At 54.2% G+C, this 24,962-nt stretch carries 23 protein-coding genes, 1 tRNA gene and 1 pseudogene; 11 read left to right on the forward strand and 14 right to left on the reverse strand.

Translation table 11 applies throughout. The features are described from left to right. Window positions 1–18 precede the first annotated feature (18 nt). The 3 genes from GKR98_10440 to GKR98_10450 all read right to left on the reverse strand — a co-directional run bounded on the left by GKR98_10440 (window position 19) and on the right by GKR98_10450 (window position 2,617). Window positions 19–876 (reverse strand): hypothetical protein, encoded by an 858-nt coding sequence (locus GKR98_10440; protein QMU58575.1) that lies wholly within the window; start codon window positions 874–876, stop codon window positions 19–21. Then, window positions 873–2,114, reverse strand: coding sequence for an MFS transporter (locus GKR98_10445; GenBank protein QMU58576.1), 1,242 nt, complete (start codon window positions 2,112–2,114; stop codon window positions 873–875). The genes GKR98_10440 and GKR98_10445 overlap by 4 nt, the downstream gene beginning before the upstream one ends. Before the next feature lie 68 nt (window positions 2,115–2,182). Then, entirely contained in the window at window positions 2,183–2,617 is a 435-nt protein-coding gene (locus GKR98_10450; protein QMU58577.1) for a peptidylprolyl isomerase, read from the reverse strand. Between the two features lie 205 nt (window positions 2,618–2,822). Between GKR98_10450 and GKR98_10455 the strand changes: the two genes are divergently transcribed. The 5 genes from GKR98_10455 to GKR98_10475 all read left to right on the forward strand — a co-directional run bounded on the left by GKR98_10455 (window position 2,823) and on the right by GKR98_10475 (window position 7,971). Then, the gene (locus GKR98_10455; protein ID QMU58578.1) at window positions 2,823–3,644 is read left to right on the forward strand and encodes an alpha/beta fold hydrolase; all 822 of its coding nucleotides are present in this window, start codon (window positions 2,823–2,825) and stop codon (window positions 3,642–3,644) included. Further along, window positions 3,641–4,603 (forward strand): pyridoxal-phosphate dependent enzyme, encoded by a 963-nt coding sequence (locus GKR98_10460; protein QMU58579.1) that lies wholly within the window; start codon window positions 3,641–3,643, stop codon window positions 4,601–4,603. The genes GKR98_10455 and GKR98_10460 overlap by 4 nt, the downstream gene beginning before the upstream one ends. Before the next feature lie 11 nt (window positions 4,604–4,614). Beyond that, a complete protein-coding gene (gene pcaD / locus GKR98_10465) occupies window positions 4,615–5,403 on the forward strand; it encodes a 3-oxoadipate enol-lactonase (GenBank protein QMU58580.1) in 789 nt (262 codons plus the stop codon). Between the two features lies 1 nt (window position 5,404). Next, on the forward strand, window positions 5,405–6,745 hold the full coding sequence (locus GKR98_10470; protein QMU58581.1) for an adenylosuccinate lyase family protein: 1,341 nt from the start codon (window positions 5,405–5,407) through the stop codon (window positions 6,743–6,745). A gap of 146 nt (window positions 6,746–6,891) precedes the next feature. Then, window positions 6,892–7,971, forward strand: a complete 1,080-nt coding sequence (locus GKR98_10475) for a zinc-binding dehydrogenase (protein ID QMU58582.1) — start codon at window positions 6,892–6,894, stop codon at window positions 7,969–7,971. Between the two features lies 1 nt (window position 7,972). On the opposite strand, the gene GKR98_10480 is transcribed toward GKR98_10475, so the two are convergent. Further along, window positions 7,973–8,413, reverse strand: coding sequence for a GNAT family N-acetyltransferase (locus GKR98_10480; protein ID QMU58583.1), 441 nt, complete (start codon window positions 8,411–8,413; stop codon window positions 7,973–7,975). Window positions 8,414–8,444: 31 nt separating this feature from the next. Here GKR98_10480 and GKR98_10485 point away from each other — a divergent pair, with 31 nt between their 5' ends. Further along, a complete protein-coding gene (locus GKR98_10485; GenBank protein QMU58584.1) occupies window positions 8,445–9,683 on the forward strand; it encodes a mandelate racemase/muconate lactonizing enzyme family protein in 1,239 nt (412 codons plus the stop codon). Between the two features lie 13 nt (window positions 9,684–9,696). Here the strand turns inward: GKR98_10485 and GKR98_10490 are convergent, their stop codons facing one another. Further along, window positions 9,697–10,353, reverse strand: coding sequence for an ATP-binding cassette domain-containing protein (locus GKR98_10490; protein QMU58585.1), 657 nt, complete (start codon window positions 10,351–10,353; stop codon window positions 9,697–9,699). Beyond that, window positions 10,350–11,471, reverse strand: a complete 1,122-nt coding sequence (locus GKR98_10495) for a sugar transporter (GenBank protein QMU60056.1) — start codon at window positions 11,469–11,471, stop codon at window positions 10,350–10,352. Before GKR98_10495 ends, GKR98_10490 begins: the two co-directional genes overlap by 4 nt. Before the next feature lie 113 nt (window positions 11,472–11,584). Between GKR98_10495 and GKR98_10500 the strand changes: the two genes are divergently transcribed. Further along, window positions 11,585–12,415: a sugar ABC transporter permease gene (locus GKR98_10500; GenBank protein ID QMU58586.1), complete on the forward strand. Its 831-nt coding sequence runs from the start codon at window positions 11,585–11,587 to the stop codon at window positions 12,413–12,415. After that, a complete protein-coding gene (locus GKR98_10505; protein ID QMU58587.1) occupies window positions 12,412–13,383 on the forward strand; it encodes a glycosyltransferase in 972 nt (323 codons plus the stop codon). The genes GKR98_10500 and GKR98_10505 overlap by 4 nt, the downstream gene beginning before the upstream one ends. 107 nt (window positions 13,384–13,490) lie before the next feature. Here GKR98_10505 and GKR98_10510 read toward each other — a convergent pair whose 3' ends face one another. The 6 genes and pseudogenes from GKR98_10510 to GKR98_10535 form a co-directional block, all read right to left on the reverse strand. Continuing rightward, window positions 13,491–14,255 carry a sugar transferase gene (locus GKR98_10510; protein QMU60057.1) on the reverse strand — a complete coding sequence of 255 codons (765 nt, stop codon included), beginning with the start codon at window positions 14,253–14,255 and terminating at the stop codon, window positions 13,491–13,493. A gap of 43 nt (window positions 14,256–14,298) precedes the next feature. Further along, a complete protein-coding gene (locus GKR98_10515; GenBank protein QMU58588.1) occupies window positions 14,299–16,596 on the reverse strand; it encodes a glycosyl transferase family 1 in 2,298 nt (765 codons plus the stop codon). Then, window positions 16,589–17,386, reverse strand: coding sequence for a hypothetical protein (locus tag GKR98_10520; GenBank protein QMU58589.1), 798 nt, complete (start codon window positions 17,384–17,386; stop codon window positions 16,589–16,591). The genes GKR98_10515 and GKR98_10520 overlap by 8 nt, the downstream gene beginning before the upstream one ends. Before the next feature lie 67 nt (window positions 17,387–17,453). After that, window positions 17,454–19,043 carry a hypothetical protein gene (locus GKR98_10525; protein ID QMU58590.1) on the reverse strand — a complete coding sequence of 530 codons (1,590 nt, stop codon included), beginning with the start codon at window positions 19,041–19,043 and terminating at the stop codon, window positions 17,454–17,456. Window positions 19,044–19,066: 23 nt separating this feature from the next. Next, window positions 19,067–20,281: pseudogene (locus GKR98_10530) on the reverse strand (glycosyltransferase). A gap of 173 nt (window positions 20,282–20,454) precedes the next feature. After that, window positions 20,455–20,531 (reverse strand) — tRNA-Arg (locus GKR98_10535). 100 nt (window positions 20,532–20,631) lie between these two features. On the opposite strand from GKR98_10535, the gene GKR98_10540 reads away from it, so the two are divergent. Continuing rightward, window positions 20,632–21,240, forward strand: a complete 609-nt coding sequence (locus GKR98_10540; protein ID QMU58591.1) for a TetR family transcriptional regulator — start codon at window positions 20,632–20,634, stop codon at window positions 21,238–21,240. Here the strand turns inward: GKR98_10540 and GKR98_10545 are convergent. Both GKR98_10545 and GKR98_10550 read right to left on the reverse strand, forming a co-directional pair. Then, complete coding sequence (locus GKR98_10545; protein QMU58592.1) at window positions 21,224–21,694, reverse strand: GNAT family N-acetyltransferase; 471 nt, start codon at window positions 21,692–21,694, stop codon at window positions 21,224–21,226. The two genes, GKR98_10540 and GKR98_10545, sit on opposite strands and share 17 nt — an antisense overlap. Further along, a complete protein-coding gene (locus GKR98_10550) occupies window positions 21,682–21,993 on the reverse strand; it encodes an ETC complex I subunit (protein ID QMU58593.1) in 312 nt (103 codons plus the stop codon). Before GKR98_10550 ends, GKR98_10545 begins: the two co-directional genes overlap by 13 nt. A 275-nt stretch (window positions 21,994–22,268) precedes the next feature. Between GKR98_10550 and GKR98_10555 the strand changes: the two genes are divergently transcribed. Together GKR98_10555 and uvrB are read left to right on the forward strand one after the other, a co-directional pair. After that, on the forward strand, window positions 22,269–22,670 hold the full coding sequence (locus GKR98_10555) for a hypothetical protein (GenBank protein ID QMU58594.1): 402 nt from the start codon (window positions 22,269–22,271) through the stop codon (window positions 22,668–22,670). Between the two features lie 107 nt (window positions 22,671–22,777). Further along, window positions 22,778–24,961, forward strand: coding sequence for an excinuclease ABC subunit UvrB (gene uvrB, locus GKR98_10560; protein ID QMU58595.1), 2,184 nt, complete (start codon window positions 22,778–22,780; stop codon window positions 24,959–24,961). The last annotated feature ends 1 nt before the right edge of the window (window position 24,962 follow it).

Below are 24,962 nucleotides of genomic sequence, written 5' to 3' on the forward strand. Positions count from 1 at the left end.
TGGCCGAAAGCGTTCCGCCTAAATCAACGTAACGTTAGACAGCTTCTCGATCCCCGCCAGATCATCGAGAAATCGCTGTCTGAGCAAGGTTGACGTTAAATCATCAATATTAGTTTTTGTCTTTAGTTCCAACGAGGTCGGCCGCAATCTGTGCGCCTCGAATACCGCGTCAATCGCTTCAGCCGTCGCCAAATCATTCCTCAAAACCTCCTGCCCCCGCTCCGTCAGATAGGGCAAGCGCAACCCTGGCACTTCGTCTTTCAAATCCATGTCGGGGAAAAGCGTGTGTAAGACCTCGTTGGTGCCCAATACCGCTGCTTCAGGCGACATCACCAGAATTTCCCGGTCTGGAAAGGCGTCTTGTATATCAGAGATCAGATCCGCCCAGCTGAGTTCGTACAGAACTTCCCAGGGTGTCTGCGAAACACGCGAACTCCATGCATCTGCCGGAAGGAAATACAACAGCTCGTCCAGCGGTTCGATGGACAACACCAAACGCAACCGGACATCTTCAAAAAGTGGCGCCACCTGAGCGAGTTTTACGTCAGATCCGGGATAAAGCATGCCATTCTGCACGACGGAAGAAGGTGTGCCCAACAAGTTGATCGCTGAAAGGACAGTCTTTGAGTTGGCTGAAAACCCGAAAGCGCCAGCCAACTGGTTTCTTTTGACTTCTAACGGTGTGCTTGCGTCGGCCGCTGCGGCGCGCAAAGTCCGCGACGCAAGGCGGTTCTGAAATCCGGAAAAACCATGAGCGGAAAATTCCTTGCGGCGACGCCGTACAAGATCGTTCAGGCAAAGCGCAAGACGTGTTTGCGGCCCGAGCAACAGAGTGACCTCGGCGCTTGGCGCGGTTTCATCTTCATTGTCGGTCATTGCTTTGGGATTTCCCCTGTCCCCTTCTGTTCAATGGTCGCAAACATCAGTCCGACCGACAATGCCAAAAGACAGATCAACCCCGCGACAACATACCATCCTAATATCCGGCTAATGTCTGCGTGAACCAAATTGCCAATTTCGGATGCCGTCGATGATGCTACCCAAAGACTTGAAGCAAAAGCCAACCGCCCGCACAGACTCTGGAATGAAAGATATGAGGCGCGGGTTTCGTTCCGCAGTAGGGGTTGAATACGTGCCAGTATGAATGGGCCAGACAATGAACTCGGCACCATCCGCAAAAACAGGATCGCAATTGCAGCCGTGGCGTTCGTCATCGCCAAAACTGCGGCAATTGCGATTTGAAGACCAAATGCAATCAACAACAACAATGGCAAACCCAGCAAGGTTCTAAGCCGTGGTGCGATCAAGGAAACGGCAACCGAAACAACCATCATTATCGAAGTGACTACGCCGCTGAACAATGGCGCTTCGGCGGCTAGTCCAAACCTGTCCATAGCCTCAAGAATGAAAGGCTGTCCGAAGACAAACGGTATGTGGCTGAATGTGTACATCAATACACTCAAGATGAAGAGCCAGACCAAAACCGGCTGCACAAACGCCGCTCGGAGCGAGGCAAGTATTGTAATGCCCTTTTTGAGGCCGCCGTCCCTGATTGCTCGTGGTGGCTCTGCAAACTGAAACGCAACTAATATTGCAATGGCCATAGCAACGGCGCTGACGGCAAATGGCAAGACGAACGACCAGAGCGCGAATACGCCGCCAGTTACTGCCGAAATTGCCAGACCGGAAAAGTTAAATCGCCAGGCCCGCAACTCATGCGCCTCGACCTCGCTGCTACGTTCTTCTGCCGCCAGGGATTCATACAAAATTGAACTGTCGGTTCCCGACACGAAAGCTGAACTTGCCCCCAACAGGATCTGCCCAAGAACGAAGGAAGGAAATGACGCGCCAAAAACGAAGAATAGCGTTCCCACAAATGCCATTATGGCGCTGGCTACCAAGGTAATCTTGCGACCCAACCGGTCCGACATGAAACCGGATGGCACCTCAAGCGCCGTTGTAGACAAATCATACACTGCATAGAGCAATATTGCGTCCGCTGCCGACAGGGTCTGCTGGAAAAACAGGAACCAGATCGCCTGCCAGAACAACAAGTTCTGAAACAACTTAAACCACGGATATAACGTCAGATTTCTGGCGGTTGATGCCTGCATCAGCTTGCTGTCCTGGTGACAGGAAAACAAATGAAATCAAGAGCTGGCAATCCATTCCTCCAGGGTGGTCAATCTCCTACAATTTCGACCAACTCGATATCGAAGGTCAAATCCTTACCCGCCAGTGGGTGGTTTCCGTCCAGCACCACATGATCTTCATTTACTTCGGCGATTGTCACCATGACCGGGCGACCGTCTGCTGACTGCAATTGCAATCGGGTGCCAATATCCAATGACAAATCATCTGGGAACTTATCGCGTGGAAAGTTCTGACGAGCATTGGGATTGAGTTCTCCATAAGCTCGTTCGCTTGGGATCTCTACCGACTTTCTGTCGCCAATTTCCATGCCGGCAACCGCGTCGTCGAAGCCGACGATGACCTGGCCGCTGCCTAGTTTAAACTCCAATGGGTCACGCTCGCGCGAACTGTCGAATACCGAACCGTCAGACAACGTCCCGGTATAATGTATGCGCACGGTATCGCCCGAATTCGCGTTTGGCATATCTGCTCTTTCTCTACTTGTTTTTGACCAGGTGAAATCTGATGCACACCTCAGCAATGCCGACCATGTATCCAACTGGCTGTAAAGCCAAGCATTTCATACGTTAAGGTCTTTCCCCTTTCGAAAAGGCATGGCAACTTTGATCGGTAAGGAAACTGCAGCATGTCTCACATTTCGATCTTTAGTAATCACACGGGCACCAGCAATGCCAACATTTGAAGCGCCTGGCGGCGCTCAGTTGTACTTTGAAGATGCTGGCGAGGGTCTGCCCGTGCTGGCGCTTGCTGGCCTGACGAGAAGCGGTCGGGATTTCGACTATGTCGCGCCCCATTTGCAAGATTGCCGGATGATCAGGCTTGATTACCGGGGACGTGGAAAATCTGAATGGACCGGTGCGGAAACCTATACAATCCCGAACGAAGCTGCCGACGCAATTGCATTGCTGGATCACCTGGGTCTCGACAAGGTCGCAATACTTGGAACATCTCGCGGCGGATTGATTGCCATGGCACTTGCTGCGATGGCCAAGAAACGTCTGTCGGGAGTATTTCTGAACGACATAGGCCCCGAACTGTCTCCCACCGGCCTGGATGCAATTGTGGATTACATTGGCAAAAACCCGGTTGAGAAGACGTTCGAAGACGCCGCGATGGTGCGCAGCGCCAGTTTTCCCATGGTTCGGAACCTGCCCCATGGGCGATGGTTGGAGGACATGCAGCGGTTTTACCGACAAACTAAAGACGGGCTTGAAATAAACTATGATCCGGCTCTTCGCGACGCTGTTCTTGCGGCCAATTCCGGACCAATCCCCGATTTATGGCCACTTTTCAAGGCGCTGGATGGCTTGCCACTGGCTTTAGTTCGCGGCGAACATTCGGATCTTCTAAGTCAAGAAACTGCGCTGAAAATGGCTAAGCACCGCCCGGATATGATATTCGCACTAGTCCCAGACAGAGCCCACGTACCCTATTTGGACGAACCAGAATCCCTTGTTGTGTTGAAAGCTTGGTTGGAAAGTATGACATGATCGATGATATTTACATGGCCGCAGAGCGGCTGCGCGGGAATGCAGTGGAAACCCCTTTGCTAAACGCGCCGCTCCTGGACGCAGAAGCCGGGCGACGAATGTTTGTTAAGGCCGAGTGCCTGCAAAAGACAGGATCGTTCAAATACCGTGGCGCACGAAATGCGGTGGCATCCCTTAGTGACGCTGAACGCTCTCAAGGGGTCATTGCTTTTTCGTCGGGCAACCACGCGCAGGGCGTTGCTCTAGCCGCCAGAGAGATGGGTACAACGGCAGTTATTATTATGCCCCAAGACGCTCCGGCATTGAAAATCAATAATACCAAAGCGTTAGGTGCAGAAGTTGTACTCTATGATCGCGATACAGAAGACCGTGACGAGATCGGAGATGCACTAGCAGCGTCTCGTGGCTTGCATCTGATCAGGCCCTTCGACGACAAGCGGGTGATAGCGGGTCAAGGCACGACTGGGCTTGAGATTGCTCGTCAGGCGTCTCGATTTGGGGTCGAACGCGCAGACGTTTTGGTGTGTTGCGGCGGGGGCGGCTTAACGTCCGGTATCTCCGTTGCATTATCAGATACAGCGCCGGAACTGCGCGCCCGGCCGGTCGAACCCGAAGGTTTCGACGATGCTGTTCGCAGTCTTGAAGCCGGTGAAATTCTGTCAAACGCGCGCCCGAGCGGGTCCATTTGCGATGCCATCGTGACCAGTTCTCCGGGCAAGATTACTTTTCCAATCATGGCTTCAAACTGCGGCCCCGGAGTCGTTGTGAGCGACGATGACGCCTTACGCGCGATGGTGGTGGCATTCACACGGTTAAAGATCGTGTTGGAGCCGGGAGGTGCTGTTGCTCTTGCGGCGGCGCTTTATCACAGAGATGATGACAACGACGTTATCGCTGTCGCGTCGGGCGGAAACGTCGATGCGACGACGTTTCAAATGGCGCTGACAAAGTTCGGTTGACGGAGGCAAATATGCTCATTGCAGACCTCGATGGCTTAAAAGTGCACTACCGCGATGATGGTGACCTTCGGGGCGCTCCGGTTGTTTTTGCCAACTCGCTGGGCACCGATCTGCGCATGTGGGACAAAGTAGTCGACCGCATGCCCGAAGGCCTGCGCCTGATCCGTTATGACAAACGTGGGCACGGATTGTCGGAATGTCCGCCAGCGCCGTACTCCATGGGCGCACTTATTTCCGATGCCGAAGCCCTGCTCGATCATCTGCATGTGCGCGACGCTGTATTTGTCGGACTTTCCATTGGCGGAATGATTGCTCAAGGTCTGGCGATCAAACGTCTTGATCAAATCCGTGCGCTCGTCCTGTCCAACACGGCTGCCAAGATTGGAACCAAGGACACCTGGGAAGATCGGATCGCGGCGGTTCAGGAAGACGGGCTAGAGGTCATGGCAGATGCCATCATGCAACGATGGTTCTCGTCTGGCTTTCGCACAAAGACTGAGCTTCAAGGGTGGCGCAATATGCTGACCCGGCAGCCAGCCGCAGGTTACATCGGTTGTTGTGCCGCCATCTCAAACACTGATTTCTACACGACGACCGCCAATCTGACCCTGCCGACACTAGCCATTGCAGGAAGCGAAGACGGCGCAACGCCGCCTGACTTGGTGCGGGAAACAGCAGCGCTGATTAAGGGCGCGAACTTCAAACTCGTCCGTGGCGCAGGGCATCTGCCTTGCATCGAAAAACCAGATGAATACGTCGAAACTTTGGTCGGTTTCCTGAAAGATATTGGGCACTTCTGACATGCCGACCACTCCACTGGACTCTGCCCTGTATCGTGACCTTTTCGGTGACGTCGACGTTGGACAAATGTTTACCGACACAGCCGAAATACGCGCGATGATGTTGGTCGAGGGCGCGTTGGCCAAGGTTCAAGGCGAGCTGGGTGTAATACCCAATGAAAGTGCAGCGGCAATCCATCGGGCGTCGATGGAAATTCAAATTGACCCATCGTCCCTGGCAACGGCAACCGGCGAAAACTGCGTTCCAGTTCCTGCTTTAATCGCAGCTTTTCGCAAGGAAATGAATGCACCTGAGCACGCTCAATACGTGCATTGGGGCGCGACGAGTCAGGACATAATTGACACCGCCCTGGCCCTTCGTGTTCGTCAGGCATTGAGCATATTGGACGACCGGCTACGGTCACTCATCCAGGTATTAGGCAATCAAGCAGAACAGCACGCGGAACTGGCAATGTTGGCTCGAACCTATGGTCAGGCCGCTGTTCCGACATCATTTGGCGCAGTGCTGGCGTCCTGGGGAAAGCCGTTGCTACGTCATTGCGCGCGGCTGAACGCCGTAAAGCCCGATTGTCAGTTTGTCAGTCTGGCAGGCGCAGCCGGAACACTATCGGCAATGCCAAAAGCCATTGAAACGCGGGCGGCGCTCGCCAGGGCGTTGGGATTGGGTGATCCAGATGGCAGTCGCCACAGCGCGCGCGATTGCCAGGCGGTTCTGGCCGCATGGTTGACCGGTTTGACCGGATCGCTTGGAAAAACTGGGCAGGATTTAGTATTACTCAACGGCACCGGCATTGAAGAAATCAAAATCACCTCCGGCGGTGCGTCCTCGACCATGCCACAGAAATCCAATCCCGTCGGACCATCCGTCATGGTCGCGCTTTCAACCGTGAATGCTGGTCTGAACAACGCAATGCAAAACAGTCTCGTGCACAGTGCGCAACGCGACGCTGGCGCGTGGCTTGTCGAGTGGCTGACACTGCCACAGATGATTTGCATCGCCGCCCGATCCCTGAAAACAAGTCTGGCCGTTTGTTCGGATATGCAGCCCAGTGCGAAAAAAATGACATCAAATATTGCTGACACTTTTGGCACGGCGTTTGCCGAAGCCCTGACTTTTGCGCTAGCCCAACACATACCACGATCCGACGCGCAAAATGCGGTCAAAGATTTGATTTCGCTTTCAAAACATCAGAATCGACAGTTGTCTGATCTTACCGCCGAACAGCACCCGGAACTCGACCATTCAGCAATCTTTAGTGCCGCAGCACAACTTGGTCAGGCACCTGCCGAGGCGCGTGCATTTGCCAAGGCCGCCAGTGAATTGGCGGACAATCAGTCTTAGGACAACAACCAATCATCGAAAATCTGCAATGTCGGGATGCAACAGACGACAAGTCAGCTATATCCGCCTTTACTGGTCGCATTCTGACAAGAACTGCCAAACAACCAAACACAGGTTTTTACTAACAACACCGGAGACAGCACATCATGCAAACAATTCGCGCTGCCGTATGCCATGAGTTTGGAAAACCTCTCGCGATCGAAACCGTTTCGCTGGATGCGCCCAAAGGTCGATCCGTCGAAGTAACGTTGAAAGCAGTCGCTATTTGTCATTCTGACATCTCCTACATCGACGGAATTTGGGGCGGAACGCTTCCGGCTGTTTATGGGCATGAAGCCGCCGGACGGATCACAGCAATTGGCGAAAGTGTTTCACGCTACAGCATAAATGATCGGGTCATCGTTACCCTGATACGATCTTGTGGGAATTGCCGCCCCTGCACGACCGGGCATCAGGCAACTTGCGAAACTCCAGGCGGCCCCGCTCCTCTTAGTCAAACCGATGGCAGCCCCCTCTTACAGTCGATGAACTGCGGAGCCTTCGCCGAAAAAGTCGTCGTGGATCAAAGTCAGATTGCGATCATTCCAGATGGAATATCATCCGAAGCAGCATCCCTTCTTAGCTGCGGAGTGACTACGGGTGTCGGCGCGGTCATCAATGCCGCAAACCTGCGTCCCGGCGAGGATGCGGTTGTTATCGACGCGGGTGGTGTTGGGCTGAATGCCATCCAAGGCGCACGCATTGCGGGGGCACGTCGCATAGTTGCTGTGGATCTGACGCCGGAAAAGCTGGACGACGCGATGGATTTCGGAGCAACAGACGGCATCCTAGCCTCGGACCCTGCCCCCTGGGAACGCGTCAAAGCAGCAATCGGCAAAGGCGCCGATGCGGTTTTTGTCACCGTCGGAGCCATCCCGGCTTACAACGATGCGCCAAAGTATCTGGCCCCTGGTGGACGTGTTGTCATGGTGGGCATGCCAGCAGACGGCGCCACCTCATCTTACGTTCCCTGCGATTTCGCCTCGGCCGGTCAAGGCTTGGTTGGATCCAAGATGGGCGACACGGTGCTAGCGCGCGATATTCCCTGGCTCTCAGATCTTTACCTTCAAGGTCGCCTGAAGCTGGATGAACTTATATCTAATTGCTGGTCGCTGGATGAAATCAACAAAGCCATTGCGGATACAAAATCCGGACAAGCCCGCCGGAATGTCATTGTTTTCAAATAGCTTAAATGTCTCCGCTGTCCCAGTCGTACACTACGATATTGGGCGTTTCCCGCGCCTCCAGCGACTTATAAAGCGCCTTGGCAGCAACATTGTGTTGCTCGGTCGCCAACCAAATGCCCTCGCAACCGCGATCTCGCGCAAGATCCGTCAATCGATTGACCAGACGTGTCGCAATACCCTGGCGGCGATAGTCTTTGTGCACACCAACCTCGTTCACAAAGAACGACGTCGGTTTGTCGGGGTGCATCAACACTGTGCCACTGGCAAAGCCGACAACCTCGCCCATATCCAGTGCAACGACGATCTCGTTCACACGGGTCGCCAGAAATGCCCAAGCGCGCGCTGGATCGATCTCGTTGTCAAATGTGCCGGTTCGCACGCGCTCCAGAACATGGGTGTCCTCTGGACCCAGGTTTCGAATAGTGATTGTGTTCAAGGACATCGCGCAACTTCAATACTTGGATGGGACTGTCATGAAACTCGCTGATCTGGACGTAATTGTCACGGCGCCACCAGCCCCCGGTTGGGGTGGCCGATACTGGATATTGGTGAAAGTCACAACCGATACTGGTATCACTGGTTGGGGCGAATGCTATGCATCATCGGTTGGACCGGACGCGATGACCGCGGTGATCCAGGATGTGTTTGCCCGCCATATGGCGGATGAAAACCCTGAAAACATTGAACTTATGTTCCGGCGTGCATTTTCATCGGGCTTTACTCAACGCCCTGACCTTACGGTTATGGGGGCATTTTCGGGCCTTGAAATTGCCTGTTGGGACATCCTTGGCAAGGATCGCGATCGCCCGGTCTGGGCCTTGATGGGCGGACGGATGAACGAACGCATCCGCGCTTACACCTATTTATATCCGCTCAAACACCACCCGCTGCCCGAATTCTGGGGCAACGCCGACATGGCCGCAGAGGCCGCAATTGAATTAGTGGAAGCCGGGTATACGGCGGTGAAATTCGACCCCGCTGGTCCCTATACAATTCGTGGTGGCCACCAACCGGCGATGAATGACATCGAAACCTCGGTCGCGTTCTGCAAAAGCATTCGCCAGGCGGTTGGCCGCAAAGCGGACCTGTTGTTTGGCACCCACGGGCAATTCTCGACGGGTGGTGCCCTGCGCATCGCGAAAGCAATCGAACCCTATTCGCCCCTTTGGTTTGAAGAGCCTGTTCCGCCTGACAACGTTCAATCGATGGCCGCCGTCGCCCAAGGCACCTCTATTCCTGTTGCCACTGGCGAACGTCTGACAACTAAGGCCGAGTTTGGGGCTGTTTTGAAAGCGGGTGCCGCGAATATCCTGCAACCGGCGCTGGGTCGCTCTGGTGGATTGTGGGAAACGCGCAAAATCGCAGCGCTGGCTGAGGCCTACAACGCGCAAATGGCACCGCATCTTTATGCGGGCCCTGTCGAGTGGGCTGCCAACGTACATCTTGCAACCTCAATTCCCAACATCCTGATCGCCGAAACCATCGAAACTCAGTTTCACCGGCAACTTATCAAAGATGGCATTCGTATTGAAAACGGCTTCATCATCCCGCCTGATGGTCCCGGCCTGGGAATCGAGGTTGACGAAGACTTGGCGCGTGCCAACCCATACACCGGCAAAGGTCTGCACCTCCAAATGCAGGATGAACCCATTGATTATGTTGGACAAAATCTGTTTGAAGGTGGTGCACCCGTGGGCAACTCCGACGACTGATAACTACACCCGATCACTGAGCCAAATTGGCTTCATGCGCCGCAATAGCGTCGTCAACATCGTTGAACCAAACGCCCGTGCCGTTTTCTAACACCAATGCGCTTTTGCAAAGCCGCGACAGCAGTGGAAGGTTGTGAGACACCACAATCGCCGCCTTGTTTTGCAGCCGCGACATCAGCATAGCCTCGCTCTTTTCGCGGAAACTGGCATCGCCCACGCTCGTCACTTCGTCGATCAGGTAAGTGTCAAAATCTATGCCCATAGATACAGCAAACGCCAAGCGTGCTTTCATGCCGGACGAATACATCCGAAAGGGCATGTGAAAATGCGCACCCAACTCCGCCGTTTGGCTAACATGTTCCACCAGTTGATCCGTCCGAACGCCATAAACCCGCGCAACGAACCGCGTGTTCTGAAGCCCACTTAGATCGCCATGGAAGCATCCGGCGAACCCAACCGGCCAAGACACACTTCCGGCGACACGAACGCGTCCTGATGTAGGCCGCATCGTTCCGGCGATGATCTTCAGCAAACTGGATTTGCCGGCCCCATTTCGGCCGATCAGTGCAGTCGCGCCATTGGTGGGAAACGAGATGGTAATTTCGCGCGTCACTGTCTTCGTTACGCCACCCGAGAAATATATCTTGGTTAGGTTATCCAGGCGGATCATCGGCGGTCACGCAAACTGTAGAATACCAACACTCCGATGGACCAGATCGCCAGGAGGAAGAACGACAAGATCGCCAAAAGCTCTGCGCGTTTCGGATATTGCGGAGTTTCCGCCAGCGTTGGATTGATATGCGCTGCCAAATAGCGGCTTTTGCGACGCGCTTCGGCCTGGGCTTGATCGAATGCGGCCAGCGCCGCTGTATAAGTTTGTTCGGCAAACTCGCGATCCACTGACAAACGTTCGAACTCTGCCAGAAGCGTTGCATAATCTTCACCACTTCCGTCACCACCACCAACTCCGAGCTTTCGCCTTTCATTGGCAATGCGGGCCTCTATAACTGCAATACGGCGGTCGGCCTGCTTCAAGCGTGGGTCAGCGGATCGGGTGCTTTCGCGCAGTAAGTCGGCATCGATTAAGGCTGTGGTCAAGAGTTGCTCCAACGACGACAATCGCCCCATCTGACCCTGTAAATCTGCCGTTGGATCAACAATTTGCGTGCGCGAGCGGAAGGCCGTCAATTGCTCACGGGCAGATTTCAGCCTTGCAACTGACCGGGCCAGTTCATCACGCGCAAACGCCGTCGTATCAGCCTGTGCAACCTTGGAAAGCTGTTCGACTAGCGCGACGCTCTCCGCATAGATTCCAGTCGCAACACGACGGGCATCTTCGGGCGAGAACGCCAGGGTTCTCACTTCAATCAAGCCAGTGCCGCGGTCATAATTAACCCGCACCATCCGGTCCCAGTAGGCATGCAAATCCTCAATTGATCCGCTTCGATCATAGCCAAAGACCATGTCGTTACCTGCCTTGGCATAAAGATCGGCCAGCCCAAATTGCGTATCCAATGCCCTAACGATTTCCTGGCTCTTGATGAAGCTATACAGGACATCCGCATCACTTGACCCAGAAGAAGAAAAATCAGCGATACCGCCAAAAAGTTCAACCGGCGAGGCAAATTCCTCGGTCCTTACAGAAAAAGCAACGGTAGAGGCAAACTGATCAGCTGCGCGCCAGTATAGATACAGACCACCTGCAATCGCCGGCACGATCACCAACATCAGAAACGACGTTAAGATCAACCGGTGGCGAAGCGGTGCGATGGTGGCCGTGATCGGCATTTGAGTCGTCGCGAGATCCGTCATGCGCCCCGAACTCGGTTGCTGGTTTTCCGCAGTATTCCCGATGGTAATTAAATGGACGTAAAGGAAGGACGAATATCTGTGTCGCCAGAATGAAAACCGACACCGAAATTCCCCGTAACATTGCACCACCCTCTCCACTGCGCCCTGCAACCAGAAACAGTACGGCCGCGACCCGTGCCATCGGCGCCCTCATACTGCGCGAAATGGCGACAACTTACGGTAAAAGCCCCGGTGGATGGCTTTGGGCAATTGTCGAACCAATTGCTGCCATCGCACTTTTGGCCTTTGCCTTTTCGTTGGCCTTTGCAGCACCGCCCTTGGGCGACAACTTCGCGCTTTTTTACGCGACAGGTTATCTGCCCTACATATTTTTTGCCGATGTCAGCCAAAAGATTGCAACAAGTCTGCGGTTCTCGAAGTCATTGATGAGTTTTGGCGCAGTGACCTATCTGGATGCGATCATTGCTCGTGTCATTTTGAACTGCCTGACCCAGTTTCTTGTCTTCTCTTTGGTCATGTTTGGGTTGCTCATCTATGACAGTGGCGGAGCGCAGCCCGACTATGACTTCATCGGCGTAACTCTTTTGTCTGTGGCGGTTTTGGCGTTGGGTGTTGGCACTTTGAATTGCTATCTGTTCACCGCTTTCCCGGCTTGGGAACGGCTCTGGGCCATTGTTATGCGGCCTTTGTTCATTATCTCCGGGGTTATTTTCTTATTTGAGGATGTGCCCGAAAATCTCCAATTATATCTTGGTCTTAACCCCCTGTTTCATGTGACCGGCGCCATGCGGCAGGCATTCTTTCTCTCATATCACCCCGAATATGTCAGTCTTACCTATGTCTTTGGGTTGTCCACTGGACTATTTCTGCTCGGTCTTATGCTTCTGGATCGATTTCATGACGAATTGATCCACAAATGAGCGAGCTGTCCGGGCTCTTGGCGCGTAAATCCATTGGCGACTGCGACGCATCCTCCAAAAACAGGGTTACCATCCTCATGGCGACTTACAACGGTGCACGATTCCTGCCCGACCAATTGGCCAGCATCGCCCGACAAACGCATCGAAACTGGTCGCTCATCGTGTCGGATGATGGTTCAGTCGATGGCAACTGCCAAATCGTAAGGGAATTCGGCCAAACGCAGACAACGAACCGGGTTCTTCTGCTTCGCGGTCCTGGCATGGGATCGGCTCAGAACTTTCTGTCACTCCTGCGAGTTGCGGGACAATCATCTTTCGTGGCCTTTTGCGATCAGGACGATGTCTGGCACCCCAACAAAATCCAGAGGGCCCTGCAGACGTTGTCGGGAAATCCAGACGCCGCAATTTACGGCAGCCGTACAATCATCGCCGACAGCGGGTTATTACCGCACCGTCGCTCTGCCCGATCTAAACGCGCGCCGAGTTTCGGAAATGCGCTTGTGCAGAATGTCATTCCCGGCAACACCATGGTCATCAATCGAAAGGCGTTGGATATTCTACAGCCGGCCTCCAGCGCAGCCGCAGCAATCGTTGCCCATGATTGGTGGTGTTATCAGATAATTGCAGGAGTTGGCGGTCGGATCATAAGTGATGCAAAGCCTCAACTGATATACCGTCAACACGATAGAAATGTGATTGGGGCAAACCTTGGAGTCCGATCCAAGTTAGCCCGTTTCAAGGGACTTCTTCGCGGCGATCTTGCTACATGGATGGACCGGCAACTGAACGCAATGCAGTCAACGAAAATCGACTTCACCGCGCAGAACCAAAGGCAAATGGAAACCTTGATGAGTGCTCCGAAAACAGGCTCTCGCAAAAGATATCTTGCGTTGAAGCGCGCAAAAGTGCGGCGGCAACGCTTCATCGAAACCATTCTCGTTTACTTAGTCCTTTGCGTTATCTCGTAAGGTCGGCTGCGCCAAACACCCAGGGGCTGCTTGGGAACAAGATGTAACCAGACCCTGTCCCAACAGAACCACTGACCATCACAATCGAAGTCTTTCGGGCCGATCAATCATCCGCCCGATCGGCTCCCGCGCAGTCCTAAATGTGTCATGACCCCGCCGCCAAATTGTAAATCCGGCCACAAAGAATGGAATACATGCCAGCCTGTTCTCGCCAATATGAACATGTTCAAGCCAATCGATCGCCTTTCCAGATAGAGGGAGTCCAACTTGGCCTTCATGGGAATGCAACGTCGTCGATAAACTTCATCTGTTTCTTCCACCGAAAGGCAGCGGCGCAGCATTTGCGTCTCATGACGATGAAAAATAACCGTCGCCAATCCCGTTATACCCGGCCGAGCGCGTAATACTTTGCTGTAAATCTCCGGAAATGCTTCAACATACTTTCGTTGTGGGGGGCGCGGTCCGATGAAACCGATATGCCCCAATAAAACATTGAAAATCTGTGGTAATTCATCCAACCGGCTACGACGCAAGATGTGGCCGAACTTTGTGACTCGGTGCAGCTGGTCGCCGCCAACAACCGCACAGTTGGAAGTGGAACACGCGTGCATGGTTCGGATTTTCAACAAGTAAAAAGACCGCTTAGGAGTCATCATCCTTTCTGACCTAAAAAGAAACGGACGACCCTGTAGCATCAGTGCGACCGGATATATGGAGATCAACAAAACCAAGATGATAGGCAACAGTAAAATTGCCGCCAGCCGGTCGATTATGCCATATCTCCTCACAAACTTTGTGATACCGGAACTGCGAGCGCCATTTACCGCAATACCGACAACGCCATAGCGGCGCTCCGGAATTCGCGCGCCCATCCTTGCCTGCTTCAACATTCCAGATTGATCGAGCATTTGAGCGTTAACCCGCCTTTGCGTAATGCAGTTGATGAGTGCCAAGAGTGGACGAAAGTTCATCGACAACCTTGTCAAGCGGCAACCCCAGAGCAGCCAGATCAAACTGGCGATGCTCGGCCTCGGCAGGGCCGGCTATCCACGCCTTGGTCAGCGCTTCGGCTACTGAATTCGGTGTTGGCTCCACCGAGACCAGAGAAGGCGTCAGTTCGGACAAATCCTTGCCAGCAAATGAATTCGTGATCACACGCGCGCCCGCCGCTGCCATTTCAATCGGTGGATGGCTGGGATGTGGCGACAACATCAGCGACAGCCCAACATCTACGCCCGCAAGAAACCCAGGATAGTCGTCCCATGGAATTTTACCCAGGCATCGCAAAGTATGTCCGTTCGCCAATTTCACATGGGGATGCACCATCCCAACGCTGACAAGTTCCACGTCATCCCGGTCAATCCCCTCGGCCAACAAGAATTTCTCCAGCCCTTCGATGGCCAGCGGGAAAAGGTTCCGTGGTACTTTCGGCCGCCCATAGACAGCGATTCTGGGTTTCAGATTTCGAATGCGTTTCAATCGCCGATATTTGCTTACATCGATAGACGGGTGGAATATCAACGGGTTGTGATCCACATTGCAAACTCTCTGAGTGCGAAAAAAGTCTGCGAGCGTTCGCGAATTGAATATCGGCGTAAAATTCAGATCATAGCTGGCGCGGGCATCTGCATACTCAGTCCCCCAGGGATAAAAGCCCGGTTCATAGTCCTGGATGAGATAATAAAATCCGGCTTGAGACAGCCCACCGTCGTTTAGCAAATCCTTGGCAATGTGAGCTGTCCACCAGGCTGTCGCAAGAAACTTGTCTTGCCGCGAGAAACTGATCGCACTCTCGGTGACCCCACAGGAGAATCTGATGCGTCTGCCGACTCGTTTCTGATTTCCGCTTTGCCGTTGGCAGACGAATTTCAACGATCGCTCCCGACTGGCGATCGGCATATCGGTGGCAACGAAGTGCACGTCGTGACCGCGCTTTGCCAAACCGGCGCCAATATCAATGGCGGTTGCGACGCCCGCAAAAACTTCAGCCGGGTTCACAGTTGGCACCAGAATAACAAACTGCTGGGTTCCTTCCTTGAATCTGGCCCGAAAGGATGCCGTTTTTCGTTTGTCCACAAACCGTTTCGGTGTCCAGGTGTCCGCATCGGCGAAGTCTTCGAATTGAACTGATCCCGGCTGTGCGCCCGGAGCCATGGAAAATGCCAACTTGTCGAATGTAGAAAGCGACGACAGCAAACCATCACTCAGCGTTGATCGCACTGCCCATGCCAGGCGACCGGACTGAATGCCAGCGAACAAGACGCACTGTGCGGCCAGATCAAAACGACCTTTCAACACCATGGCCGCAGCATCCATTAAGAAACGTCCGCCGATCGTGCGCCGGGTCAAATAGGGCTCCAGAGATGATAATTGCGCGCGGTCTGGAAGCCGACTGTCCAATGCCGCAACTTCGCCCATCCTGATATAAAGCGACTTTGCCAAATATGCAGCAACAGCATAGGTGCCTGCCCAGTGGCGATACCATGCGGTAGTGGCGATTTTCGGCCGGGCGGCGTCTTTTTCTATGGCTCCGACGAGATTGCCGCCGTGTTGGCGGTAATCGACCAGTTGGCGTGTTATGCAAACAATGCCGTTCAATGACTGCGCAACCAAAGCCAGCCACAGGTCATGATGAAAAAAAAGCGCCGATTGGGGCGGAAATGGCAGCGAGGTTTCCACCACTTTTCGTGTGGTCAGCACAGTCATTCCCGTGACCGTATTTCGCAACAACAATTCACGAAGGTTCGGTTCAACCATTCGCCGCTCCAGCTGATGAAGGCTTTTGCGGCGCAGATCCCCGTCGCAATCTACGACACGGGCATCGCTATGCACCAATGAAGCCCCCGTCTCCTGAAGAAACTTAACCGAACGTGAAATTTTGTCGGGGTGCCAGACATCGTCCTGATCGCACAATGCGAACACTGCATCTGCAGGCGACATCGAAAGCGCGCGTTCAAGCCCGGTTTCGAAGCTTTTGTAACTGGCAGTCGCACTATCGGGAACGACGATGTCCAGTGGCAGTCTGTATTTCTCAAACAACAACGAAACCAGTGGGCCAGACCGTTTATCTGCAATGACAGCGACCGCCATCGATATAGGGTGTTCCTGGGCCGCCAACGACGCAATTTGTTTTTCCAAATGCCCATGGTCAGGAGAAAATACAGCCATAACAATCGTTACGGGGCGAAATTGACGCGAACCACTTTCAGGCAAGGACGTTCTCCTTGGACAAAGTCGCGTTGGCGGTGCGCCACAACCACTGATCCAACAGGGTTCTTTTCTCCAGCGTTTTACGGACAAATGGATCGTCCGTATTGATGCGTCGCAATGATCTGCCGGAGTTTACACGGACGTCCTGATGCTCCAGGGAAATTCCAAGCACTTGCCCCATACGCGGCAAATCAGTTTCAAGATGATTTTGCCGCGCAACAACGTCGAACCGACGCAGCGCGACTCCAAGTGCAATCCGATCATCCAATGTAAGGGGCCGTATCGAAGCGTGATCGCGTTGACCTGTTGTCAGAAAATATCGCGCCTGACAGTTATCGAAAAGCCGCATTTCAATGCCGCTAAGAGACGTTAGATAGGCATCCAATTGCCCGGTGTCGCAGATATTCAATGCCCCGATGCGGTCCACCACACGCCGATGCGCTTCATCCAGGCGGTCATAGTGTACTCGGTTTTCGGGATCGTTGTAGTGATCCAGCCAAAGGATGTGCGAAGCCAGATGTTCAACTGGTTCGCGAACTATTGTCACCATCCGAAATTGCCGCGATTGGTGCCGAGTGATCATATCCCAACGCCCAAGCATGACATGTCCGGAAAAAAAGGCCATTCCAGCATCCAATTTGCGCTGCAAGCCCCCGAAATCGCTTAACCAATGCTCGACGTGAAGACTGGTAAGGCTTTCGCCCAACGCTGCTACAAACCGCTCGTTCAGGAACGAACCAGCGGTTTTGGCGATGTGCATAAAGAAAACCGGATTATCTGCATTTGGTTTCATATTCGATAATTTGTTTACGTTTTGTTCTAATTTTTCTTTTGACTGCATCTGGCCCCAACCTCAAACATCAGACGAATACATCGCCCGCATCAAAATCCGATAAGGCAAAGTTCAAAACCCGCACACTATCGCCCCCTCCGAAATCGATCAGCAATGTCCCTCCTGCAATATCCGTTGCGACTGAATAAACTTGCCCGAACGACAGCCCGAAATCAGAAACGTCGATTATGTCGACGCCATCCTGCCAGTCGGCAATCGTATCCTGCGCATCCCCAACCCGCAGAACAAAGACATCCGCACCAAGACCACCCTTCAGATTGTCGTCTTGGGAGCCGCCGATCAGAGTGTCATTGCCATTGCGCGCTTCAAGCCTATCAATGCCCGCGCCACCGCTCAGTATGTTGTCGTCGTGAGATCCCAATAAATAATCAGGCAGCCGCGACCCCGTAAGATTTTCAAAACCTGAGATAACGTCGCCCTCGGCATGTCCCAAAAACACATTGCCATTTAGCAGATCGACGACGACTCGTGTGTTCGATCCCGCGTAACTGAGCGTGTCGATACCTCCTCCGCCCTCCAACGTATCGGCACCATCGCCCCCTTCGATCACATTGCCAAAGCTGTCACCGGTCAGAACATCGTCCCAGTCGGACCCGAGTAAGTTCTCTATCGATGCCAGCGTATCTCCGGTTCCGTCCGATCCACTGTGAATTCCCGTGGCCAAGTTCACGGTCACGCCCATGTCCGCGCGCGTGTATGCCGCCCAATCCGATCCAAGACCGCCTTGCAAGTCGTCGCCACCTGATCCGCCCTCTAAGGTGTCATCGCCATCTTGCCCGGTAAGCGTGTCGGCACCGCCGTTGCCCCACAGCCAATTGCCGCCGTTGTCACCGGCCAGCATGTCCGCACCACCTCCACCTTCGAGGTTTTCGAAATTGCTGAAACTGTCTCCAGCAGCATCGCCGCCAGTAGCAACTCCAGTTTCCAACGACACCGCAACACCTGCCTGATCCCGCGCATAGCTCAGTGTATCAACACCGGCACCGCCATTCATCGTGTCCGCCCCAGCACCGCCTTCGATGACGTTTTGCGTAAACGTTCCGGTCAGATTATCCGCAAAAGCCGAGCCGATAAGATTATCGATCTTCAGGAAAACATCGCCAGCCGCATCGCCCCCTGTCGCTGTACCATTGAATAAAAATACCGTTACGGCAGAACCACTTAGCGTATATACCGCCGTGTCGACATTGCCGCTGCCGTCCAACGTGTCAGCGCCTGCGCCCCCTTCTAGCGTATCGTTTCCAAATCTGCCCTGTAGCTCGTCATCACCAGCGCGGCCGAAGATGAAATTTCCATCGGCATCACCCAGCAACAGATCATTGGCTTGACCGCCCCCCAGATTTTCAAACTCGCTGAAAATATCGCCTACAGCAAATTCGCCCAGAGTCGATCCAGATAACATATCGACAACAACCCGGGTTGTGGCGTCGGAATAAGACAACAAATCGATGCCGGTGCCACCATACATCGTATCGGCACCCAGACCCCCGGCAATCACGTCATCACCGATGCCACCAAAAATAATGTCATCGCCTAAACCGCCAAAAATCGTGTCGTTACTCACGCCGCCACCTCGATGATTCCCTAGCCGGATCATCCCCGAGATAGGTTAAACTGCGATTACTCGCCCACTGACACCAGGCCGTCGATCAATTCAAATTGTGCAGATAGGCAGTCTTTCAAATTGTATCGATCCAACACGGTCTGCCGCGCCGCTTCTCGTAAGTGTTCGACATCATTGGATTGCCTCAAAGCCTCGATCAACCTGGCAGCAATCTGACCGTGATCGAAAAAATCAACAAGCCAGCCGTTTTTTCCATCTTCAATCACTTCCTGAACCGGCGCAGTCTCTGATCCGACAACAAATCCGCCGCATGCCATGACCTCCAACATCGACCAACTCAGAACAAAGGGATAGGTCAGATAGGCATGCACTGACGATACCTGGGCCAGTCTGACAAAGTCGCCGTAAGAGACGCGGCCAGTGAAATGCACTCGCTCAGGCAACCCGCCAATCTCATCAAGCAAAACCCTGCGCCAGTTACCGCCGTCTTTCGGTCTTCCGCCATAACTCACATCATCGCCGCCAACGATCACCACTTGTGCGTCATGCCGCGCATCAAGCACCTTCGGCAATGCCCGCATAAAGGAATGAAACCCACGGTAGGGTTCCAGGTTACGTGCGACAAAGGTCAAAATCTCGTCGGTGGCTTTCAGTTCGGGCCCATCTGGAACCTAGAAAACAGCGTCCGAGTTTGGTTCCAATTTTTCGCAGTCGATACCATCATGTATCACACGAATTTTGTCGCGAACGGCAGCAGGAAACTGTGCCTTTTGCCACTCAGTGGGAGCATAGGCGAAATCTGCCGCTTCAATGGCCAGTAGATGAACGCCTGCGCGTGTGCGCGCTCGCAGCTGTGCGTCTGGGCCAGTATCGAATTCAGGATCAAATCCAACGTCCGAGCCATGCCCGCGATAGTAAAACTCAACCATCAGCACCAGTGGCACATCCGGCCACACATCTTTCATGTAAAGCGTCTCACCCCATCCGGGATTCCCAATGATGACGTCAGGCCGATAACCTTTGTCCCTCAGCGCAAACCCAACGCGCGCAACGGCCTGTCCATTTAGAACAGCGGCCTCCGAACTAGCGAGATAGGGATGTATTTTGTCTGTCACCTTGCGATGCGCCGCATACTCGATCTTACGGGCACCCGGGACAGACGGCTTGCCTTTCTGGGTGATAAACGTCACCTCATCGCCCCGCGCAACCGCGTTGGCAGCCAGATGCTTAAACTGTCCGGGGCAATTTTGGTGCAAAAACAACAGCTTCAATCAATGCCTCCGTCAATAATCTTGCATCAACCAAGCAATGCACCGCACTTTTCGAAATTAGGCCCGCTTTGATTAAATCGCAGTTTACAAATCATTTCAAAGGCAAAGCCAACCGTCGCAATTCTTTGTATGAATACAGTTCGCGCCGACAGCTCATGGCGAAACGATTAAACTGGCGATCCCGCGAGGACTCGAACCCCGAACCTGCTGATTAGAAGTCAGCTGCTCTATCCAGTTGAGCTACGGGACCGCTCAAGCGGTTATTGGCGCGCCTGAAAGACCTTGGCAAGCCTGTTGCGCACAGTTTGCCAATTCGATAACGAATTGAACACCGTTCAGGCTTCGAGATAATGGCAAAAGCAACCAAAGAAAAACGCGACCTGCTCCGGGTCCGGCTCATCGACATTGCCGAAAGGCATGTACGCGAGGATGGAATCGCTTCGTTACGGGCAAGAGCTTTAGCAGCCGAAGCTGAATGCGCGGTAGGCGCGATCTATAATGTCTTCGAAGATATGACCGGTCTTATCCTGGCCGTGAACGGACGCACCTTCAGAGCACTGGGTTCCTTTGTAACGGATCGGGTTGCGGCCGCCAAAGACGACCCAACGGAACAGCTTATTGCCATGGCCACCGGCTATTTGGATTTCGCCCATCAAAATCCAATGCTTTGGCGCGCCTTGTTTGACGTCGAAATGTCGACGCTTGCAAAAGTCCCCGAGTGGTATTTGGACGAACTATCTCGCCTGTTTGGCATCATTGCCAAACCGCTTGCCACTCTGAATCCCACTGCCGACGCCGAAAGCCTGGATCTCATGACCCGAGCTTTGTTTTCCTCGATCCACGGCATTGTCCTACTGGGGCTTGAGAACCGTATCTCTGGCGTGCCGCAAGATCGTCTCTCCGGCATGATTGAATTCATTCTTAGAAACGCAGCTTCGGGACCTAGAGCTGACGGGTGAAATACGCGCTGGCTGGATCATCGGTGTATTCTGCAAACGGCGCGCACAGCTGAAACCCGTGGCGTTTGTAGAATGCCCGCGCCGGAGCAAAAGCATCCTGACTGCCCGTCTCTAAACTTAGCTGCCTGAAACCGGCTTCACGAGCCGCATCGACAATCCGCATCAGCATTTTCTCAGCCAGACCGCTTCCACGATAGTCTCGGCGAACATGCATGGACTTGATCTCGCCCGCGTCATCACCCAGCGACTTTAAAGCACCAATTGCAATCGCCTCTTTGCCCTCAAGAACGGCAAAAAACCGAACACCGTGCTCAACCATTGCCCCCGGTTCCATAGCATGCACACTGCATGCCGGAGACGACGCGCGCATCAACTCAAGATGAGCAGTGATCAATGGCAATACAGCCGGATCATCCGCCGGGATTTCGACAACATTGGAAGTCAGTGAGTCCACGCGCCCCGGCGATCCGTCGCAAAGTTTTCGCCGTATCCGCGTTGGCGGACATTGGTTTTGCGTTCTTTCGGCTCGGTCACGACCGCTTCGATCCCGTGCTCGCTGGCATATTCCAAGGCTGCTTCCTTAGTCGGGAACTTCATGCGCACCTGAGTCTGCGTGTCACTTGACGATGTCCATCCCATCAAAGGATCCACATCCCGACCGGTTTCATTCGCATATTCCAACACCCATTCGCGGGTTTTGGCCTGACCAGAAGACATGGCGGATTTCGCCGGGCGAAAAATGCGTGCGTTCATTGGAATTTCCCAAGTTTGTTGATCGATCTATCACCAAACTGACCATTTTTTGCAAGGGAAAGATGACAAAACATCAGCGTGGTTGTCGCCCGGTGCACAGGGAGCAAGGGGTGGGTGGGTCGTACAGACGGTCGACAACCAGTTCTGCTGCTTAGTTCGTTAACGATACACTAATGCGAGACTAAATCAATAAATATTCTCTCTATAGTTGTATTCAGCGCGATCCCGGCGCCGTCGGACATGACACCGGGCGCAACCACACCTAAACTCGACCCATGGATATTTCGAAAACCTATGATCTTCCCTTTGCCGCTTCAGTCGTTTTTGCTGCGTGGGTCTCGCCGCGGTCTGTTATCTCTCCTGCAACCCGCATAGAAGTTGATCCTCGCCCCGGTGGCAAAATGCGGGTCTTTGTCGACCATCCCGGCGGCACAGATTCCACCAATGGCAACTTTCTGGAATTCGTCACCAATGAACGACTTCGCTACACGTGGGAGTGGAACAACGACGGCGAAGAAACCGAAATCACGGTCGACTTTGGCAAAACCGACATCGGCACCAGGATCATCCTGACACACATAGGTTTCCAAAAGGACACATCGCGCGATATGCACGACGCCGGTTGGGACAGCTATGTAGCTGGATTGACTGAACTTCTCCAATCATCCGAAGACTGACATCTCCTGACATGACGATGTCAGGAGCCTATGCTCCAGTGGGGTTGCAACCCGTGCCATACAGCGCACATTAGACACAGACCACTCCCTGCCAGGTATTTCGCCCCATGTCCGACCAGATGCCCCTTCTGAACAGCCCTGCCCCCGACGTGCACACGCGCGAAAAGCTGGAAGGCGGCCACGCACTGGTCATGCATACAGAGTTTCAGCCAGCCGGTGACCAACCCACCGCTATTGTCGAACTGACCCAAGGGGTGCAGGACGGCGAGCAAAATCAAGTCCTGCTCGGCGCAACAGGCACCGGCAAAACCTATACAATGGCCAAGGTCATCGAAGAAACCCAACGCCCCGCCATCATCCTGGCCCCCAACAAAACCCTCGCTGCCCAGCTTTACGGCGAATTCAAGGGCTTCTTCCCTGAAAACGCCGTCGAATATTTCGTCAGCTTCTATGATTACTACCAGCCTGAGGCCTACGTCGCCCGCTCAGACACCTACATCGAAAAAGAAAGCCAGATTAACGACCAGATCGACCGGATGCGCCACTCGGCCACCCGTGCGCTACTGGAACGCGACGACGTGATCATCGTCGCCTCGGTCTCCTGCATCTACGGCATCGGCTCGGTCGAAACCTACGGCGCGATGACCCAAGACCTCCACGCGGGCCGCAATTACGACCAACGCAAGGTCATGGCAGACCTCATCGCCCAACAATACCGCCGCAACGATCAGGCCTTCCAGCGTGGCACCTTCCGCGTCCGCGGCGACTCGCTAGAAATCTGGCCCGCCCACCTCGATAGTCGCGGTTGGCGTCTTAGCTTCTTCGGCGAAGAACTTGAACGCATTGTCGAATTTGACTCTCTGACCGGCGAGAAAACCGGCACCATGGAAAAGGTCCGCATCTACGCCAACTCGCACTACGTCACGCCGAAACCGACCCTTAAACAAGCCATCGAAAGCATCAAGACCGAGCTGAAACAGCGCCTGAACCAACTCGTCGACGAAGGCAAACTGCTCGAAGCCCAGCGCCTCGAACAGCGCACCAACTTCGACGTCGAGATGTTAGAGGCGACCGGCCACTGCAACGGCATCGAAAACTACTCCCGCTATCTCACCGGCCGCGCCCCCGGCGAACCACCCCCGACCCTGTTCGAATTCATCCCCGACAATGCCATTGTCTTCGCCGACGAAAGCCACGTCAGCGTCCCCCAAATCGGCGGTATGTATAAGGGCGACTACCGGCGTAAATTCACCCTGGCCGAACACGGCTTCCGCCTGCCGTCCTGCATGGATAACCGCCCCCTGAAGTTCGAAGAATGGGACGCCATGCGCCCGCAATCGGTCTTCGTCTCGGCCACCCCGCAATCCTGGGAGCTGGAACAATCCGGCGGCGTCTTCACCGAACAGGTCATCCGCCCCACCGGCCTTCTGGACCCCATGGTCGAGATCCGCCCCGTTGAAATGCAAGTCGATGACCTTCTGGATGAAGTCCGCAAAGTCACCAAAGACGGCATGCGCACCCTTGTAACCACCCTGACCAAACGCATGGCCGAGGATCTGACCGAATACATGCACGAACAGGGCATCAAGGTCCGCTACATGCATTCCGACATCGACACGCTGGAACGCATCGAAATTCTGCGCGACCTGCGCCTTGGCGCTTTCGACGTCCTGATCGGCATCAACCTCCTGCGCGAAGGCCTCGACATCCCCGAATGCGGTCTGGTCGCGATCCTCGACGCGGATAAAGAGGGCTTCCTGCGCTCAGAAACCTCCCTCGTTCAGACCATCGGCCGCGCCGCGCGCAACGCCGACGGCCGCGTCATCATGTATGCCGACCGGATCACCGGCTCGATGGAGCGCGCCTTGGGCGAAACCGACCGCCGCCGCGCCAAACAGATCGCCTACAACGAAGAACACGGCATCACCCCCGCCACGGTTAAGAAAAACGTCGAGGATGTGCTGGCCGGCCTCTACAAAGGCGACACCGACATGAGCCGCGTCACGGCCAAAGTCGACGCCCCCCTGGTCGGAGCCAACCTCCAAGCCCACCTGGACGCCCTGCGAAACGACATGCGCAAAGCCGCCGAAAACCTGGAGTTCGAGGAGGCCGCAAGGTTGCGGGATGAAGTCAAACGCCTGGAAACCGTTGATATGGTGGTCTCGGATGATCCATTGGCAAGGCAGTCAGCGGTGGACGCAGCGGTCGAGGGCGTGCGGAAGTCGAGCGGTCGCTCAACGGCAGGTCGCGCTGGTCAGAGAGGCGGGAATGTGAAGCGGCGGGGGCGGTAGA

This window comes from Boseongicola sp. (assembly GCA_014075275.1).
In the GTDB taxonomy this organism is placed as follows: domain Bacteria; phylum Pseudomonadota; class Alphaproteobacteria; order Rhodobacterales; family Rhodobacteraceae.